Here is an 18,459-nt window from a genome sequence, read left to right on the forward strand (position 1 = left end):
ATGAAGCAAATCTTGCTTTCTTGTATTCATCATTAGGCTGATTCTTTGTGCCAACGTTCTTTGTTGAATTCGTAAATTTCCTGCAATATCTGGTCTACATTATATTTCTGGCTCCAGTCAGGATAGTGCTTACTAAATTTCCCGTTGTCGCTCACCCACCAAATATGATCGCCTATACGATTGCTTTCGGCATAAGTCCAATTGAGTTCTCGTCCAGCAATTTTTTCGCACGATTGGATTGCTTCGAGCATTGAGCAATTGCTGTATCGACCGCCCCCGGCGTTGTAAACTTCTGCCACTCGCGGAGCCTTGAAAAACTCATAAAATGCTGCAATCAGATCGGCACTATGAATATTATCGCGGACTTGCTTGCCTTTGTATCCATACACTGTATAGGGCTTGCCAATTACAGTACACTTCATCAAGTAGGCGAGGAAGCCGTGCAATTGAGTTCCAGAGTGATTGGGGCCAGTGAGACATCCGCCGCGAAAGCAAGCAGTTTTCATATCAAAGTAGCGTCCATATTCCTGTACTAGAACATCAGCGGCTACTTTAGATGCGCCAAACAAACTGTGTAGGGTTTGATCAATAGACATATCCTCTCGGATACCCGTTACATAGGTATGGCTGGGGTCAATTTCCCAGCGATATTCCTGTTCGATAAGGGGTAAACGATTGGGTGTATCGCCGTAAACTTTGTTGGTAGAAGTAAAGATAAAGACAGAGGCGGGAGCATATTGGCGGGTGGCTTCTAAAAGATTAAGCGTGCCATTAGCATTGACGGTAAAATCCGTCAGAGGTTCCCGCGCCGCCCAATCGTGGGAAGGTTGAGCAGCTGTATGAATAACTAAGGAAATGTTGGAACCATACTCTTTAAAAATGTTGGCGATCGCTTCAAAATCCCTAATATCAACATCTATATGGCGATAATTTGCACCTAACGAACCCTCAAGTTGCTGTCGGTTCCAGTCTGTGGATGCGTCGTCACCAAAAAACACGCGACGCATATTATTGTCAATGCCTACTACTTCAAAGCCTTGTTTGGCAAAAAATGTAGCGGCTTCGGAGCCAATTAAACCAGCTGAACCCGTAATGATAACAACGCTCACTTTTTATCTCCGTAAACAAAAGATATAACTTCTACGAAAGAATCGCTTGCTGATTTTGCACTATGTTGAGCTACCATCTGCTGCGATTTCTCCCCCATTGACTGTATCAATTCTGGATTGTCTAAGAAACGACGCATAACAGAGGCTAGTTCTTGAGGATCGTGCGGATCGAAAATGTAACCATTTTCTCCTTCAACGATTGTTTCAGCGGCTCCTGCCCATTTTGAGCAAAGAACGGGTTTGCCAAATACCATCGCTTCTAGGGGAACCATACCCCAAATATCCTCAAAAGTAGGAAATACAAAAACATCCGCTCGCTGAAAATAAGCTCCTAAACTTCCATAATTGACCCATCCTACCCACGTTACATTATTAGTCAAATTCCGGTCTTTGATGAAGGCTTCAAGTTCCTCTCGCTGATCTCCCTCGCCAACGATTAACAGGGTATATTCACTGTATCCCTGAGTTTGTAAAATAGCGCAGGCATCGAGCAGCGATTTGATTCCTTTTCTGGCTGTAATTCGTCCCACGTAAAGAAATATTGGACGTTTTAGGCCAGTGTCGGGTGGAGTGACATTTTGAATGCTTTGCTGCAAAGCGTCAGCATCTGGAACCAAATACATTCTGGTGAAGACGCGATCGCTAGGTGCGTCAAGAGCATCTATAAGATATTCTTTTGCCCCATGACTGTTAGCAACAAAGGCATCTGCATAGCGGGCGATCGCTTTTCGCACTAAAGTACGAAATTTATTATCTCGAAAATCTGAATTAGGCGAGCTTCCGTCGTAAATGATCACAAAGCGCCAGCCAAATACAGGTTTCAAAAGCAGTGCCAACAGAGTCCATAGAGAAAAAGCCTGAGCCAAAATCAAATCCGGCTTAAATCGGATTAACTCATTAACTATTCCTGGCGAAACAACCATTAAGCGACGGTCGTAACCCGTCGCTGTCTTAGTCATCTCTAGAGACTTCATTTCTCCGACTAACTTGATCGTGTCCGCACCTGGAACGGATGCATCGAATCCAGGCCAAACTAGACCAGTATAAAAAATGGTGTTTTTAAACACCTTTTTGAATTCCCTTAAAACAGGAACCCAGTAAGCTCCTAGTTCTACGGAAGGAATAAGCCAAGCAATGCGGAGATTGTCCATACTTCTAGCTTTAGTAAATCTAAAGACAAGTCAGGCTATTAGAAAATAAGCGCATCAAGCGCCTTTTTCTTGCCGACCGCCGAAAAGTGAGAGCCAAAGTAACCTCCTGTAAGGTATCAACCAATAAATTGGCCATAATATACCTCCATGCCGTTGAGCAAAAACCTTCCACTCCTCAAAGGGGTAAAGGATTTGTTCTTTGACGGCTAAACCTTTAGGTTGCGCCATTTTCTTTAATTGAGCGCCAAGTTCAGAGGAATTTTTGGTGGTGCGAGGGGGGGCGTTTTGCGAACAAGTTCCTATATAGCCCGGAGCTACCCAGACTGTACAACCCAGTTGCTGCGATCGCAAACCATAGTCAAAATCTCCCAGATAATGGCTGAATCCCTGATCTAGGTTGCCCACCAATTGCACTACTTCTCGCGGTACTAAAACGCAGTTCCCGTTTATCGTGTCACAGCGCTTGGCCACTTCTTCTGGTTCTACTAAGGAAAACTTTAAGGGTCGCAGCGGACTCGTTCGCACCATACCTCCGTAGGTGAGGACACCCGTCTGGGGGTCACAAGTAGACCCTGTTACGATAGCTCGATCATAACCTTGTTCAGCTAAACTCCTAGATGTGGCAACCATTGTTTTCAGAGCTTCTGGGTAAAGCAGGGTGTCGTCGTTTAGCCAGAGGTGGTAGTCGTGGTCTGTTTTTACAGCCGACTCAAAGGCCACTCGCATCCCCCCATTCCAAAATAGGTTGCCATTCCCTTGGATAATCTTAACGTCGGGATAAGCTTGGCGCACCGCGTCGGCTGTCCCATCGGTACTTCCATCATCCACTAGATACACGTCATGTGTCACCCCTTCTGAGAGTACCTGGTTGAAGAGGCTGGCTAAACTAGCCAATGTTTTATCTCGGCGATTATGGCAAGTTATCAGTACGGCTATACTTAGGTGCTTCATGTGCAGATATTTGTTAATTTGGTACTGCTACAATATGGCAAAGATAGCACCCGCCGGAGGCCACAACAAGTCGCTCCAGTTATTTCCAGATTGACTTTCTACCCGCACCTCACTTACAAAAAAAATCGGATAACTTATTATGGAAGATTTTGGCGTCATCGTGATCTGTTGTGACCAAGACTACTTCATGGCTAAGGGTGTCTGCGCTAGTATCAGGCACTTCTTGGGTGATGTACCTATTTGCCTGCTGGTTGATGGAACTTTTTCAGTAGCTGATGCCCAAAAGGCTTATGGAGCCAAAGTCATCAATCGCATGAACATGACCCATGATGTTCTGAAACAAAGAAGCTTTGGCTGGGGAACTACCAGAATGATTGCATTTTGGGAAAGTCCTTTTAAACATTTCTTGCTTGTTGATGCAGATGTCATAATTTGGGGAAATATCCTCAAATATGCAAATTTCAAAGATTACGATGTTATCATCGATCGCCCTTGTTCTGACTATTCCCGAGAAGCGGTTCAAGAATATTTCTTTGATATACCCGTATTTGAAGCGAATTTTCCTGGGTTTAACTGGCAAAATAGGCCTTTTGTCTGTCCTGCTGTATTATTTGGCACGAGGGATATTTTTACCTTAGAAGAGTATATTGAAATACTGGATTTCAAGGATAAACATCCCAACGTATTTAAGTATGGAGACATGGGGTTCTTAAACTACATGATATTCCGCGCAGCCGATCAAGGTAGGCTACGTTTAGGACAAGAAGACATACAGTTCCTAGTGCCAGATTTTCCCCAAGAACACGCCAAAAAGCGCTTTCCAATGAACGAAACGGGGCCAGTTGTCGTAGACGACGAAGCTAACGTAGTTCACTGGTGCGGACCCAAACCAACTCTGTCAAGTTCCAACCCTTACTCCGAACCGATGAATTTCTTTCGGCGGAAATTTCTCCGAGATGCATCAGGAACAACGGGATTGGCCGCGGAGGCTTTGCTGCAAGTAGAAGATTTGCAGCGAAATATATATGTTTACAAGAAAAAGATCCGCAAAAAACTAACAGGAAAGTATTAAAGTGTCACAAGTTAAACCAACTGTTCTAGTAACTGGTGGAGGCGGCAACATCGGCTCCCATGCACTTCTAGCTCTTTGTTGGTGATATAAGCGATTTATCGCTTATATTCTACTACTTGCGCTCCATATAGTTCCTATCTCAGAAAATGCTCCCCAGAATGCCATTAATCGTTCTGGGGCAATTAATTTTATGATGAAGCAAACTCTGTCGGATTTTGATGCAGACTATGCTTTTAGAGGGGTGACTTTCTCTTACTTTAGTAACTCTGGAGTAGAGCCAAGTCGATTGCTGGGGGAGGATGGCGAGCCTGCGCCTCAATTGATAAACACCACTGGAAATTAGGGCAGTCAAGGACAGTTTTACTAATAAAAGATGCAGCTATTTGAAAAGCATCTAATATCAAGAGCGTAAACTACGCTCTTGATATTAGAGAGAGGTCTTATGGAAGACTTTGGCGTTATCGTAGTATGTTGTGACCAGGATTATGTTTTTGCTAAGGGAGCCTGCGCTAGCATCAGGCATTTCCTGGGTGATGTACCGATTTGTCTGATTGTTGATGGAACCTTTTCACTCAGTAACCTAGAAAAAGCTTATAGTGTTACTGTAATCAATCATCTTAACGTTAGTAATGGAGTTCTAAGGGAAAAAAGTTTTGGATGGGGAAAGACCAAGATGCTCGCATTTTGGGAAAGTCCGTGGAAGAACTTTCTAGTCTTGGATGCGGATACAGTTATTTGGGGAAATATTCGGAAGTTTGCCAATTTTCAGGATTACGACTTCATTATCGATCGACCCTGTAATGAGTATTCTGACGAAGCTATTACTGAGTATTTCTTTGATCTTGAGAAAATAGAGCAGTATTTTCCGGAATTTAACTGGCAAAAGCATCGAAATAATTATTTTTGTACGGGCACTTTCTTCGGCACGAAGGGTATTTTTACCTTAGAAGAGTATGTTGAAATACTGGATTTCAACAAGGCACACCCCAATGTATTTAAGTATGGAGAAATGGGGTTCTTAAACTACATGATATTCCGCGCAGCGGATCAAGGCAGGCTGCGCTTGGGGCAAGAAGATATGCAGTTCATAGTGCCAGATTTTCCCTCAGAACACGCTAAAAAACGTTTCCCCATGGAGGAAACAGGGCCAGTTGTCCTAAAGGACGAGGCTAACGTAGTTCACTGGTGCGGGCCGAAACCAACTTTGTCAAGTTCCAACCCTTACTCCGAACCGATGAATTTCTTTCGGCGGAAGTTTCTCCGAGATGCGTCAGGAACAAGCGGATTGGCCGCGGAGGCTTTGCTGCAAGTAGAAGATTTGCAGCGAAATGTATATGTTTATAAGAACAAGATTCGCAAAAAACTAACAGGAAAGTATTAAAGTGTCACAAGTTAAGCCAACTGTTCTAGTAACTGGTGGAGGCGGCTACATCGGCTCCCATGCAGTTTTAGCTCTCCAACGAGCAGGATATGAGGTGGTGGTTCTTGACAATCTGGTATATGGACATCGGGAGATTGTCGAGGAGGTACTGAAGGTAGAACTTGTTGTTGGGGATACGAGCGATCGCGCCTTGCTAGATCGTCTATTTTCCACGCATCAGATAGCTGCTGTAATGCACTTTGCAGCCTATGCCTACGTGGGCGAGTCTGTTGTCGATCCAGCCAAATACTACCGCAACAATGTGTCAGGAACGCTGACGCTTCTAGAAGCAATGCTGGCGGCGTCTATCAAGAAATTTGTCTTTTCTTCGACTTGCGCTACATATGGCACGCCGCATACAACTCCCATCCCGGAAGATCATCCCCAAAATCCCATCAATCCCTATGGGGTTAGTAAGTTGATGGTGGAACAAATTCTATCTGATTTTGATGCCGCCTATGACTTTAAATCAGTGCGTTTCCGCTACTTTAATGCGGCTGGAGCAGATCCGAGTGGATTGCTGGGGGAGGATCACGATCCTGAGACTCACTTGATACCGCTGACGTTAATGGCGGCTTTAGGCAAACGGGAATCTGTATCTATTTTTGGCACTGATTACCCCACCCCTGATGGAACTTGCATTCGCGACTACATTCACGTTACCGATTTAGCCGATGCTCACGTTCTGGGATTGGAGTATTTGTTGCAGGGCGGCAATACTGAAGTATTTAATTTGGGCAATGGCAATGGCTTTTCTGTTAGAGAAGTGATTGAAACAGCAAAGCAGGTAAGTGGAAAGGAGATTAAAACTGTAGAGGGCGATCGCCGCCCTGGAGATCCGCCTGCTCTTGTAGGGAGTGGCGACAAGGCTAGAAAAATTTTAGGTTGGAATCCTCAATATTCAGACCTAAAGGAAATTTTGTCTCATGCTTGGCAGTGGCATCTCAAGCGTCATAGTTTGGTTGAATAGCAGAAAATCGCAGCCCAAGTGCAAATATTTTATATCTTGGGCTGCTACCTACTGTATAAGCAGCTTTCTGCTTTTTCTACAAAAGGTTGATTGGGCGATCGCGCATAGCGGAATTTCGGTGGAAGGAATGCTTGCCCGCTAGCCCATCTTACATTTATTTGTTTTATCAGATTCTATTAATGAATGGTTGCCAATTTAGGTGGTTATTACTACATATTTACCACTACCCAAATTTTCACAGTAAGGGACTAGCGAGATACCTGTCATGGGGAACTTGAATTTATAGACAAGCTTTTAAAAACAGACAAGTAGCGATTTGCCTGGAGTTCCAGGGTAAATTCTTGTTCTGCTTTCTGACGAGAGCGATCGCGCAGTTTTTGATGTCGTTCCGGATTTTCTAGCACCCAGGCAATTCCCGCCGCTAAGTCTTCAATTTTATAAGCTTGAGCAAGATATCCACTTTGCTGATGCTCAACTATATCTTTTAATCCTGTGGCATTAAAAGCTACAACTGGCGTACCGCAAGCTAATGCCTCGGAGGCTGTCTGTCCGAAAGCTTCCTGGGTTGATGGCACTACCATAACATCGGCGGCTGAATAGACTACGGCTAGAGAAATATCGTCGGTAAATCTGCCTAGATAGTGGGATTTAAAACCCGTATCGATGGGATTTTCTGGCCTAGATGAACCAAAAACAACGAGTTCGAGTTTATCCCCCCATCCCGACTGGCTGAGGCTTTGCAAGGCTGGCTGAAGTAGCTGAAGTCCTTTGCGGGGAGCGTTGGTATATATTGCTCCAAACAGGACAAGTTGCTTATCTTGAGGTAAGTTAAGGAGCGATCGCGCCACTTCTTTTGGAATTGGCCTGTATTTTTGAATATCCATGCCATGAGGAATTACCTCGATGGGCACATCTTTGAATAAAGAACTAGCTTTGGCACATTCAGCCAACCACTGACTGGGAGAAACAAGGGCTAGCTTAATATTTTTCCAGCTTTTAGCTTTGCGCTGCCATACCCAGCGCGATAAGTCGTTTTCTTTGCTGGTATGTAGTATAGGACAAGCACCGCACGAATCAGTATATTTCGTACAATCTGCCGCATAGTTACACCCCCCAGTGAACGGCCACATATCGTGTAAAGTCCAGACCAAGGGTTTATTTAATTTAGCGATAGTTTCAATTTGTAGAAACCCTTTGCAAATCCAGTGGATATTTATAACATCTGGCTGGCATTTCGCCACTCGGTCGGCGATTGCATCAGGAACCCACTCTATAGAAAAATCAGTGCGATCGCGCTGGCGATAAAACTTCGCTGGCACTTCATCTAAATATTCAGTTAGTTTTAACTTACCAACCAGTTTATCTACACTTTTCTGTGAAGCCAAGACAGTTTTATCGTCACTCTCCTTAAATTGCACCAGCATCTGGGAATCTATACCGATTCCCTGTAAGCCATTATGCAATCGATAAGCTGCACGGCCCGCCCCTCCAGTATCAGAATTACTCAGATGCAAAACCTTCACGCCAGAATTTTATCTCCTCAGTTTACAGTCAATACTTCTTCAATTTTTCTTCTTGAAGACCGCGCCACATTCAAAGAGTCAGGCAAATTACCAACGGCTATCATCATTATAATTGCCTCAGATTCTCCAATCCCGGCATCGACTCTCACGGCTTGGTCTCTTTCGTAAGTTGCAGACCAGTTCAGGCAGCACGTACCTACACCCAGGGAATGTAAGGCATAAATTAGAGACATGGCAAACATACCCCCATCAACCCAACATTGATTGCGTTCCGCAGGCTCAATAAATAAATTCAGGTCCGTAGTAACTACTAATACCTTACTAGCAGTATCTCCAAAGCCGCGATTGCCATTTTGATGGCTCAAAACTTTTCTTTTTATATCATCATCACTAAAAAGATGTAGCTTCCATGTTTGCCGATTACAAACTGAAGGAGTTTTCAGCGCTATAGATACTGCCTCCTCAATCAATCTGACATCCACATCGTTGTTAGTATCGAAATTCCTAATGCTATGTCTGGCGTTGACAAATTCTTTGAAATTTACATTAGCTGCCTCTTTTATTTGTTCTTTTGTAACTTTAATTACGCCTCCATCTGTTACAATATTCACTTCCTTGGGAATTTTATTTTTTATTTCAGTTATATTTTTATATAACTCTTGATTATCTAAACCCTGACTTAGATTGTAATTGTAATAAGAGAACAAAGTGTTCAGCGCAACTTGCCCAGCTTCATCCAAACCATACTTCTCTTGATATTCTGTGAGCAGACGCACTAAATAATTAACTACATCTACACCAAAGCCTACTCTAGGACTTTTCAAAGACAAGCCTTTTTCAATGACGTGATAAGTTGCCAGAATCCGTCCTTGATGTCTAATCTTTGACTGATAGGGGTCATAGGTTGATGAAAATTTTAGGTATCTTTTGAAATCATAGTAGTAATTTTTAGCCAGTTTCAGGGCAAAGCGTATCTTGTAAAACGTTTTTTTGGCAGATTCTGGTACTAGGCGCTTGATTATACTTTTCATCTTTTTTCTCCTACATCTATTTTTTCAGTCACTTATATTTACTTTTGGCTAGACAGAGCTTTATAGAGATAGTCTTTAGAAGCTTCTATCTTCTCTTGCAGCTTTGTATAGTCCAAATTGAGGTTGGTATTTAATTTTTTATCAAGTTTGGGAAGCATATCTGCTGTTACTATTCGCTCCGGTATTCCCAACTCGGTTAATAAATCGACCACCTTGATCGATTTATCGCTTCTACTAAAAACCGTAAAAGGTTTTTTATAAATAATTGAGAATATAGAGCCGTGGAAAAAGTTTGTAAAAACATATGATGCACCGTAAAAGTAGCCAAGCCATTCTCCTGGACCCGCTCCCACATAGTTTGCTTTTGGTGCATACTTCCAAGGTTCTCCAACCGAAATAATTTCTAAGCCTTCATTCGCGGCTACTGTTTTCACATAATTGCTTTCTTCTTTAGTTAGACCTCCATATACTAGAATATATTTTTTGTCTACTTTGGGAATTTTAATGATTTTGCTGTAATCGCCCAGTAAAGTTGGATCTAGAACTTTGGTAGCGTTTAGATTGCAGTGGCTAACAAGTTTTACGCTATTGCTATCTCTGACTGCGATCGCGTGAAATTGTTGCAGTAGCTGACATACTGCTTCTTTATAATTTCCTAAGCTATCTGTAGAGCCAAAACTAGCTGCATAGCTCACTTTGCGAGTATTGCTAGGTGAAATAAAATCAAAGAAATAAGATGGATCAAATCCTGTAAATGGCGATTGAATATTCCATATTTCATCACTTCCGCATATCACTACATCATATTGATGATTCCCGGTTTTTAATTCTTCTCTATTTGTATATGTTTTTTCACTCAACTCCATTTGAGAAAGCAAAAACTCTCTCATCTTTTTAGCCCTTACAGCGTTCGCTATAAAATTTCTATGAAATAATAATTTTCCACTAAAATAAAGATTTTTTCTAAACAACGCCATCAACTGAGTAGGACGATAATCAATAAATTCAACATCATATCCCTGCCCCTTAACTACTTGAGACAAAGCATAAGCTTGGAGCGTGGCACCAAAGTTAGTTGTACAGTGATAAGTTAGTATTCCTACCTTCGTCATTTTATTTGCCTATTTTCGCCTAATGTAAGAGTTGTAGAATCTTGTTGAGTTGCTGTAACCTTTATTTAGAGCAAGGCTACATTTGCCTTTGTTCGCCTTTTTATCTTTCCAAGATAAGTTAAGAGTGGCCAAATCACGTCAAGCGGTCACTCTAGGTAGCGATTTTGCATCAATTTACTGCTAAGATTTTTTTACTATCCTCTTAACAGCTTGAGCCATACGCATTAGTTTTGGCCGATACCACAAATACTGCAACAAATCAGTCTTCAGCTTTGCACCCAGCGAATATTTTTTTTGTGCAGAAGGAACCAACCGATACTTCATCCCATTATATGTAGCATAATCTACAGCGCTAGGAGTTGTTGCATATCGGCTACCACTTTGATAGTTGCTAGGCAAATAATGCGCTGTCAGAGACTTTCTAGAATATTGAGTATTTTTGGTTGGCAAAGAACCATGAATTGTCCTCGAATTCCAGAACAACACATCTCCTTTTTGCAGCGCAGGCGCACTTATTTGGCTTAGATGAGAATCTAAATATCCCTTCACCTTTTTTAGGTAAGGGCCATTGGAAGCTTTTTCATCTTCCGTCAATTCCATATCAAGCATATTAGACTTGGGCAAAACGTAAAACCGTCCTGCTTCTTCTTGGATATCTTCTAGTGCAAACCATCCTGCCAACAAATGGCCTGGTGGCATTGAATCTAGGTAGTACCAATCCTGATGAGCTGGTGTAGCCGTATTCATATCGAAAAGCATCGACTGTACAAGATTATGTTCTTCATATCCTGTAATTTCTGCCAGTGCTTTCTTCACTTCTGGGCTGCAAAAAATGTTTTTCGCTGCATCGCAAAAGGCTGGATAATTGGGGTAATCGTGAACGTTTAGGAATGATTCTTCAGCATAGCCATGATTAGAAATTTTGTGGCTTTCCCATTTATTGCTTGATTGTCTAAAAAAAGGGGCTTTTGAAGGTAATATATTAGTTTTATATTCCTCTAATAGCTTGTCAATCAAGTAACCGGGTATGAGCTTGCGGAATATATAGTATCCGTTTTCGTCATAGTATTGCTTAGAATTGTTCACGTTCGCCAAAACCTCCATAATCTTGATTTACTATTTAACTCAAGGTTGTGGAATAGAGGAAGTAGGAGTGTTTTACATTACAAGCTCAAACTCCTCAGCAGATTGCTTCGTTGCACAAACATCAAAATTTGCTAGGTACCTTCACAGATAATCACTCTAAAATTAACTTAACGCTACCTCGGCTTTCTATACCTCCGTAAATTCACTTAAACCTTGGATTTTTTTGCTGTCACCGCGACTTACTTATGTGAATGTACTGTAAGAAGCTAGTGGCGTTGCTTACTCTAACCATTCGTGCAACGCTTTTGTGTAGCACAACTTACGTTAATCTCTCACGGTCGTAAGTTGGTCGGTTAGCCTAGCCACTTTGTTCTTTATTCTAACGATTAGGTTGCGGCTGGGCATAATTTTTTTGAATAGCGCTTTTTCAAAATCTCGATCTACGACTGTAAACTCGTTAAATTTGATAGGAAATTTAAAAGGGGACTTATCAATATCTGGGAAGCCTAAATTATTTGATTTCGTATGTGTTGCATCCTTATGCCCAAAGCCTTTATTTACAACTAAATTTACCGAGGGAATAACAGTTAACCCGGACTGGCTCATTCTAGCAAAATACCATTGATAATCCCAGACTGTAGGTCTTTGTTTCTGATAGACACTTTCAAATATTTCCTCTCTTTTTTTGTATTGCTCATCATCAGCCATTACATCTCTAATCCTAGTTCTAACCTCTGGGTTTTCCCACATTTTGATATCATAATCAAAGTACTGCCATGCCCTTCTCCAAGAAGCCCATCCCCAAACGCTACCGTGATAAGAGAAGTGATAACTCTGAATATTTGATTTCCATTCCCCCAACACATTAGTTCCACCAACTGCCATAACACGCTTATCATCTCGATATTTTTCTAGCATTTCATCGCAGAATCTAAAAAAATCTGGATGAGGCAAGCAGTCATCCTCAAAAATAATAGCTTCTTCTACATTCTCAAATACCCAAGTAATTCCTGTAGCAGGACGACGCCCGCAGCCTATGTTTATGTCTGAATAGTTCTTTAAAACTTCGCAGTCCCAATCAACACGTTCAATAATTGCCCGCGTCGCCGCGCACTTTGCGGCATCATCTGGTTTATCTGCACGGGGGCCATCGGCAACCACTAAAAGCTTAGGGGGCTTTGCCCGACGTATTGCCTCAAAGACCTTCTCAGTAGTATCGGGTCTGTTGAAAATGATTAAGGCTACAGGGGTTCTCAATTGCCAATCCGCCATTTTTTTAATTCTCCACTATTTGATTCAGGGTACTTTTGATAAGCTTATGGAAAAGGCACCCTCAGACAAGACATAAAATTAGGCATTATAAGCATGCAAGCCTAGTTTTACTTGAATTAGAAGCTCTAAGCTGAGTATATTATAATCCTCCTAATCAAAGGTGTATTTTATTTTATCTAATAAAGGCCAATATTCTTCTTGCTTTATATAGTCTTTATAAACCCTTTAATTTTTTAATTAAAATTTTAAATACATCAATCATAAATAGGGCTTTAGTTTGTTGAATAAATATTTTCCTAGTTTTTGGATAAAATGCACCAGCACCATATGCAGCAAAGAATTGGGCAATAACAGTTGCAATGCCTGCCCCTAGTCCGCCATAACTAGGTATTAGCAATAAATTTAACACTACATTTATCAATGCGCCGATCGCTGTAGTTACAGCCGAAAACTTCATAAATCCTTCTGTTATCAACCACGGAACTCTTGCCAAACCCAAAGATACAAACAAACCCGCCCAAACAAGAACTTCTAAAACTGGTGCGGCTTCAATATACTTTTTGCCAGCTACTATCATAATTATTTGGCTGGAAAAAATAGTTATAGGTATGGCAACGGCGTAGGATAGCAACACCACTAAATTAAAAAGTGTCTGTATTCTTTCGTAATATATTTTTTCTCCCGCTGCTTTAGCTTTCACAATTGATGGCGTAACGGAATTAACAATCGCTGTTGGGACAAAATACCACATCTCTGATGGTTTAACTGCTGCTGCATAAAGTCCCACAGCTTCAGCGTTTTTCATCTGCTGCAACATGATCTGATCTATACGCATATAAATCATAATGACCATGCCTGATAAGATAAGAGGCCAGCTTTCCTTGACTAATGCTTTCCCACGTTCAACGCTGCCCGTCCACAATTTTATAGAGTTCCCGTTCTTTTGATAGACTAGGACGAGCCCTATTGCAATCAAAACATTTTCAGCAAACATTGCCCAAGCAAAGGCAACGAGGGGAAATCGCATTTGAATAAAGGCGATTCTGACGATGCTGATTACCAAAACTGCTGCTGTTCTAGCCCAAACGGTATATTTGGCTTGTACTTGGGATTGGAACCAGAAATCAACTGTTTCAAAAGATTGAAATATAGTTGCCGCTGCTACAATTGCTACCAACCAACGTGTAATGTCGCTATCAGGGCTTTTTATTAACGTAATTGCTACTATAGATAACACTAAGGTTAGTACAGCACCAATTACCTTGAGGACGAAGGCAGTACCCAGTATTTCGTTCTTGACCGAGGGTGAGCGAGTGAGATCGCGCACCACAATGTTATCCAAACCCAATTTAGCAATTGGGCCAAATAGTCCTGCCCAAGCCAGCGATACGTTGTAAAGTCCGAATTGATATGGTGCTAGATAATCAGCAACCAAACGCCCTACCAACAGACCTATAAACAGGCGTAGAATTTGATCGCCAGACAGCCAGATTGTGTTACCAATAACCTTACGCAGACCAGGAGTAATTTTTTGACTGACCGCCGCGAGCTTGTCTAGCATCAGAAGTTTTTAAAGGTTTACAAAAAGCTAATTGTGAGAACAGGTTAAGCGATCGCAACTGGCCTGAGCCAAGCGGCACTACTCAGTATATTATTACCCAGCTCTAGCGACCCCTCCCTCCTCGTAGTAAACAGGTTTTTGGAATCTGCTATGTTCGCTCAAGCTACTCACACTAGCGTCCATGTTCACTCGAGTTGTTATAATCACAAACCACATCCAATGACCAGTCATACCATGCAGCCCTGTTTCCGTAAGGTTCGTCATAACGATATACGTCAACAGCAAAAGTGGCAGTCCTGCTTCAGTTCCTTGACTACGACCCAAATACAAAACTCCCTTAGCAATGCTGCTAAAAAAGGAAAAGAGATATAATGCTAACCCCAACCACCCTAAGTCTAGAGCAAGATCTAAAAAGCCATTGTGAGCATGGGGCGGCACAAACTGGGTCTTTGCCACTATGATCGACCCACCCGGATCAAATTCTTTTCCTCGCCAGGGTTGCCAAAAGCCATTCATTCCAAACCCCAGCAACGGTTCGCTGTTAATCTTATCTATTACCAGTGGCCAAAAATCTGTACGTCCGGTAATCGTCATATCCTTATTGAGAGTATCTACAACAATAAACTCCAAATTGTCTGTTATCAAAATACTCAAGCAAACGCTTACTATTATGAAAAGCAGTACAGAAACAAAAGCCCACTGTGGTTTCAATTTTTTTACAAAACCTAGGTAGCCCCACAAGCTGAACAATACTACCGTTAAAACTTTACTTGCTCCACTACCACCTTTATTTAGTGCATAAAATGCCAAAATAACTACAACTATAGACCAACGACGTTGTTTAGGATTATTAATGGCATTCAATAACCAAACTACTGCACTTAGAGCCATATAAAATGAAAACTGATTTTTATGGCCTAGTATACCCATCCAGCCTGCTGGGTGTACTCCAATAGAGGGTTGAAATGTAGCGTAATATATACTTAATACAACTGTAAACAACGTTAGCCATCGCAAAATTTTATATATTTGTTCCCAATAAAATTCTTTGCCAATATAAATAAAATAAAAGCTCCATATTAATACAACTATACTTGTTCTAAAAGTGTACCCTGGTGTTTGTGACCAAAAACCCGATAAACCCATTAATAAAAAGAAAGTACAAAAAAACGGATCTTGAGTAATAAGTACTGCAATAACATTTAAAAAGTTTTTTAATGTATAGCGAAGTCTTGAAGATAAAAGAATCAGTCCAGCAATATAAAAAGCTAGCAGTCCAATAATAGTTGGAGGAGTGGTATCAAGGTTATATAAATTTATAGGATTTATCTTATTAAAAGGCATTATTGTCACTCCTGTTGCACCAGTTATCGGGAACATAAGTATGCCCAGATAAATTTTCTCGGAAATCGCAGCCCATTTAGGGCTGCGACCTAAGAAGTTAAATAACAACATAAAAATAATTATCCCAAGAGCTAGTATAAGGAGGATAATTAAAGGGCTGCTGACAAGTAATTCTTTCATAACTTTATGGAATATTTATGCTAATTTCATCTAATCTGTGCCGCGTTCAACAAAAGTTTGTATAATATTTAACTGATAAAGAAGCAGGCAGGGGCAACAAATTGGAAGTGACTTTTTGCACAAAAACAAGGTTTGTTGTAAACAGGATAAATTACAGACCCATTGACGACTGGAAGTGAATATAAACGCATTTTCTTGGCAAAACAAGCTGATGTGAGCGTTTAAACACTGGTGATAGCTACTGGTATTTAAATTCTCTGCAAATCATCTGTGCATCCCTGCGGTTGGGACATTACCCAATAAATGCACTCAAAATGAGGACTACGCATTTGTTGCTGGAGCGATCGCTACCCAGCGAGTAACCCAAGGAAAATAGTACGGCTGTTCTGCCAAGGTAGTTGAGGTCTGGTTTGCCCGGTAGAAGGTTAGCGATCGCTTCCATATAGGCTAACTCATACAATTGTCAAAATATCCCTTGTAGAAGCGAGCAGTTGCGCGAACACCTTGTCAAGATATAGATTGTTCCCTAAGACCGTTCCTAAAACTATAACTGAATACTTGAAGGTTAACAAGCCAAGCTCAATCAGCTCCCGGTCGGTTGTCTACTTGTAGCCCCGTCCCACAAATTTCCCTAGGAGTCTCACCCCTAAAAGGAAACGTTTACTTACAAATCTTCCATGAAATGCCGAATATCGGCTTCGGCTAAGACTGGCAAATGATGAACAGCAGCCTTAAGCTAATAAAATTTATGCCCCGAGGGTCAGCAAACCTTAAGTACTAGCTTCGACACGTCCTACAATCAGCGACTATAATCACGAAGAAGTAACTTTAGAACAGATGCCTACTATTTTTCACCAGAAGAGAAAAGGCTATAGGTTTTGCCAGTTGACCTCCGCATCGAGGAAATCGTTTAGGCAAGAACCTCAGTCTTGCCATGTTTGGGAGCCATACAGTGCCGATGATTGGCAATCTCTGCATCCAGCGAGTACACATCCTTCTACGCCAGCTTTTTTCAGGTATTGAAACACTAGCTCAAACGTTGGCAGTGTAACGCTAGAAGCTCGCTTAGACTTCTAAATCAACCACACTAGCAAAGTTACTTTCACCTCCAGGCAGTCCTAACTATAGGAAAATTTTAACTTTTACCACTGACACATAATCCAAAGAAAACCTGATGTTATTCAATAGCTCAACTTTCTTAGTTTTCGTTTTGCTTACCTTCTTGATTTATTACAATCCCAAATTGCGGACAATACAAGTTCCCATTTTGGTTGTTGCTAGTTTTATATTTTATGCTTGGAGTTCACCAGCGCTGCTGATTCTCCTAGTAATATCAATTCTTATCAATGCAGTGGTTAGCTTCAAGGTTGCTAATGCCTCCTATCGTGAAAAATTAGTATGGGCTTTAGGGGGAGTAGCAGTAAACTTATTGATCCTCAGCCTGTTTAAATATGGAGCTTTATTAACGAATTTTTTCGTTGATACGTTCCAGGCTTCTAATAAACCTGAAGCAGGAATTGTATACTTACTTTTACATTTGCCTCTTCCAGTAGGTATCTCATTTTATACATTTGAGGGCATTAGCCTTTTAGTTGATGTTCTTCGTCAACCAACTAAAGGAGCGGAAGATGCTTCTAGCACTCAAACATCTTATGTTGATGGAAACCTGACTAACCACATAATAAATACTTCTTTTTTTGTTGCTTTCTTTCCTCATTTAATTGCAGGACCAATTTTAAAAGCTAAAAGCTTTTATCCCCAAATTGGGATCAAATACTTTAGGGATATTCCTTGGAATTTTGTTTTCCGAACTGTGGTAGTGGGATATTTTTTGAAAATGGTAATAGCCGATAATTTAAAAGATTACACCTACTGGATTACCTATCCGTACTACCAAGGGTTGGGAACCGTTACAAATTTAGTATTGCTTTTCGGCTACTCTATGCAGATATTTGCCGATTTTGCAGGATATTCTCTGATTGCTATAGGAGTTGCCGCTGCTTTTGGCTACCAACTACCAGACAACTTTAACTTTCCCTATATTTCTTGCTCTATTGCGGAATTTTGGAGACGCTGGCACATATCATTATCAACTTGGTTGAGAGATTATCTATATTTCCCTTTAGGGGGGAATAGAAAGGGGAAAGCTAGAACATATATAAACCTAATGATAGTTATGACCCTTGGCGGACTATGGCATGGAGCCGCTTGGAGCTATGCAGTATGGGGAATTTTTCATGGCGTTGGATTAGCAATAGAACGCTTTCTCGGCCTAGAAAAATCAAACGAGCAAACTTCTCCATCAATCCCTATCTGGAAGCAGTTCTTCTTTGATTTAATCAAGGTTATTTTTGTATTCTGCTTTGTCTCACTAGGATGGCTTTTGTTTAAACTACCTAATTTTGGCGAAGCTATGGATTTTTTAGCTACTCTAGTTAGAAACGTTAAAGTAGCACCAGGACTGACTTACATTGTTCCTGTATTGATTTTTTCTTTACCAGTAGTAGTTTATCACATACCTCATTTTCCAACGTTCCGGAACCGTCAAACAGAGGATTTGGCTAAACCAAAAAGTTTGCTATGGAGTGTTGGTAAAGATATAGCACTAGGTATCATGCTGGTACTCTTATTCCTGAATAGCGGTAGTTCTCAAGAATTTATTTACTTCCAATTCTAG

The 18,459-nt window shown here is 41.2% G+C and carries 16 protein-coding genes; 5 read left to right on the top strand and 11 right to left on the bottom strand.

From position 1 onward, the window contains the following. Window positions 1-32: 32 nt before the first annotated feature. Genes H6F77_RS17765 through H6F77_RS17775 form a run of 3 tightly spaced genes read right to left on the bottom strand, consistent with a single transcriptional unit; the run spans window position 33 to window position 3,211 of the window. Window positions 33-1,109, bottom strand: a complete 1,077-nt coding sequence (locus H6F77_RS17765) for an NAD-dependent epimerase/dehydratase family protein (protein ID WP_190489871.1) — start codon at window positions 1,107-1,109, stop codon at window positions 33-35. Continuing rightward, complete coding sequence (locus H6F77_RS17770) at window positions 1,106-2,260, bottom strand: glycosyltransferase family 4 protein (protein ID WP_190489872.1); 1,155 nt, start codon at window positions 2,258-2,260, stop codon at window positions 1,106-1,108. The genes H6F77_RS17765 and H6F77_RS17770 overlap by 4 nt, the downstream gene beginning before the upstream one ends. Window positions 2,261-2,314: 54 nt before the next feature. Beyond that, the gene (locus H6F77_RS17775; protein ID WP_190489873.1) at window positions 2,315-3,211 is read right to left on the bottom strand and encodes a glycosyltransferase family 2 protein; all 897 of its coding nucleotides are present in this window, start codon (window positions 3,209-3,211) and stop codon (window positions 2,315-2,317) included. Between the two features lie 139 nt (window positions 3,212-3,350). Between H6F77_RS17775 and H6F77_RS17780 the strand changes: the two genes are divergently transcribed. From H6F77_RS17780 to galE, 4 genes are all read left to right on the top strand, one after another. Continuing rightward, on the top strand, window positions 3,351-4,283 hold the full coding sequence (locus H6F77_RS17780) for a hypothetical protein (RefSeq protein WP_190489874.1): 933 nt from the start codon (window positions 3,351-3,353) through the stop codon (window positions 4,281-4,283). A 190-nt stretch (window positions 4,284-4,473) separates the two neighbouring features. Continuing rightward, complete coding sequence (locus H6F77_RS17785; protein WP_190489875.1) at window positions 4,474-4,626, top strand: hypothetical protein; 153 nt, start codon at window positions 4,474-4,476, stop codon at window positions 4,624-4,626. A 99-nt stretch (window positions 4,627-4,725) separates the two neighbouring features. Beyond that, on the top strand, window positions 4,726-5,664 hold the full coding sequence (locus H6F77_RS17790; protein WP_190489876.1) for a hypothetical protein: 939 nt from the start codon (window positions 4,726-4,728) through the stop codon (window positions 5,662-5,664). 1 nt (window position 5,665) lies between these two features. Continuing rightward, window positions 5,666-6,673 (top strand): UDP-glucose 4-epimerase GalE, encoded by a 1,008-nt coding sequence (gene galE, locus H6F77_RS17795; protein ID WP_190489877.1) that lies wholly within the window; start codon window positions 5,666-5,668, stop codon window positions 6,671-6,673. A gap of 263 nt (window positions 6,674-6,936) precedes the next feature. Here the strand turns inward: galE and H6F77_RS17800 are convergent, their stop codons facing one another. The 8 genes from H6F77_RS17800 to H6F77_RS17835 form a co-directional block, all read right to left on the bottom strand. Further along, window positions 6,937-8,196: a glycosyltransferase family 4 protein gene (locus H6F77_RS17800; RefSeq protein ID WP_190489878.1), complete on the bottom strand. Its 1,260-nt coding sequence runs from the start codon at window positions 8,194-8,196 to the stop codon at window positions 6,937-6,939. Between the two features lie 17 nt (window positions 8,197-8,213). Further along, on the bottom strand, window positions 8,214-9,227 hold the full coding sequence (locus H6F77_RS17805) for a nitroreductase family protein (protein ID WP_190489879.1): 1,014 nt from the start codon (window positions 9,225-9,227) through the stop codon (window positions 8,214-8,216). A gap of 38 nt (window positions 9,228-9,265) precedes the next feature. Then, window positions 9,266-10,339 (bottom strand): polysaccharide pyruvyl transferase family protein, encoded by a 1,074-nt coding sequence (locus H6F77_RS17810; protein ID WP_190489880.1) that lies wholly within the window; start codon window positions 10,337-10,339, stop codon window positions 9,266-9,268. A gap of 180 nt (window positions 10,340-10,519) precedes the next feature. Next, complete coding sequence (locus H6F77_RS17815; RefSeq protein WP_190489881.1) at window positions 10,520-11,425, bottom strand: phytanoyl-CoA dioxygenase family protein; 906 nt, start codon at window positions 11,423-11,425, stop codon at window positions 10,520-10,522. A 324-nt stretch (window positions 11,426-11,749) separates the two neighbouring features. After that, on the bottom strand, window positions 11,750-12,697 hold the full coding sequence (locus H6F77_RS17820) for a glycosyltransferase family 2 protein (protein WP_190489882.1): 948 nt from the start codon (window positions 12,695-12,697) through the stop codon (window positions 11,750-11,752). 214 nt (window positions 12,698-12,911) lie between these two features. Beyond that, window positions 12,912-14,258 (bottom strand): flippase, encoded by a 1,347-nt coding sequence (locus tag H6F77_RS17825; RefSeq protein WP_190489883.1) that lies wholly within the window; start codon window positions 14,256-14,258, stop codon window positions 12,912-12,914. 93 nt (window positions 14,259-14,351) lie between these two features. Next, window positions 14,352-15,782, bottom strand: coding sequence for an O-antigen ligase family protein (locus H6F77_RS17830; protein WP_190489884.1), 1,431 nt, complete (start codon window positions 15,780-15,782; stop codon window positions 14,352-14,354). A 292-nt stretch (window positions 15,783-16,074) separates the two neighbouring features. Next, the gene (locus H6F77_RS17835; protein ID WP_190489885.1) at window positions 16,075-16,242 is read right to left on the bottom strand and encodes a hypothetical protein; all 168 of its coding nucleotides are present in this window, start codon (window positions 16,240-16,242) and stop codon (window positions 16,075-16,077) included. Between the two features lie 714 nt (window positions 16,243-16,956). Here H6F77_RS17835 and H6F77_RS17840 point away from each other — a divergent pair. After that, window positions 16,957-18,459 (top strand): MBOAT family O-acyltransferase, encoded by a 1,503-nt coding sequence (locus H6F77_RS17840; RefSeq protein ID WP_190489886.1) that lies wholly within the window; start codon window positions 16,957-16,959, stop codon window positions 18,457-18,459.

It is taken from the genome of Microcoleus sp. FACHB-831 (assembly GCF_014695585.1).
Lineage (GTDB): Bacteria > Cyanobacteriota > Cyanobacteriia > Cyanobacteriales > FACHB-T130 > FACHB-831.

Excerpts from the sequence above, each read along its gene's own strand:
- H6F77_RS17770 (WP_190489872.1), bottom strand. The coding sequence starts at position 2,260 with ATGGACAATCTCCGCATTGCTTGGCTTATTCCTTCCGTAGAACTAGGA.
- H6F77_RS17775 (WP_190489873.1), bottom strand. The coding sequence starts at position 3,211 with ATGAAGCACCTAAGTATAGCCGTACTGATAACTTGCCATAATCGCCGA.
- H6F77_RS17780 (WP_190489874.1), top strand. The coding sequence starts at position 3,351 with ATGGAAGATTTTGGCGTCATCGTGATCTGTTGTGACCAAGACTACTTC.
- H6F77_RS17785 (WP_190489875.1), top strand. The coding sequence starts at position 4,474 with ATGATGAAGCAAACTCTGTCGGATTTTGATGCAGACTATGCTTTTAGA.
- H6F77_RS17790 (WP_190489876.1), top strand. The coding sequence starts at position 4,726 with ATGGAAGACTTTGGCGTTATCGTAGTATGTTGTGACCAGGATTATGTT.
- H6F77_RS17805 (WP_190489879.1), bottom strand. The coding sequence starts at position 9,227 with ATGAAAAGTATAATCAAGCGCCTAGTACCAGAATCTGCCAAAAAAACG.
- H6F77_RS17810 (WP_190489880.1), bottom strand. The coding sequence starts at position 10,339 with ATGACGAAGGTAGGAATACTAACTTATCACTGTACAACTAACTTTGGT.
- H6F77_RS17820 (WP_190489882.1), bottom strand. The coding sequence starts at position 12,697 with ATGGCGGATTGGCAATTGAGAACCCCTGTAGCCTTAATCATTTTCAAC.
- H6F77_RS17825 (WP_190489883.1), bottom strand. The coding sequence starts at position 14,258 with ATGCTAGACAAGCTCGCGGCGGTCAGTCAAAAAATTACTCCTGGTCTG.
- H6F77_RS17830 (WP_190489884.1), bottom strand. The coding sequence starts at position 15,782 with ATGAAAGAATTACTTGTCAGCAGCCCTTTAATTATCCTCCTTATACTA.
- H6F77_RS17840 (WP_190489886.1), top strand. The coding sequence starts at position 16,957 with ATGTTATTCAATAGCTCAACTTTCTTAGTTTTCGTTTTGCTTACCTTC.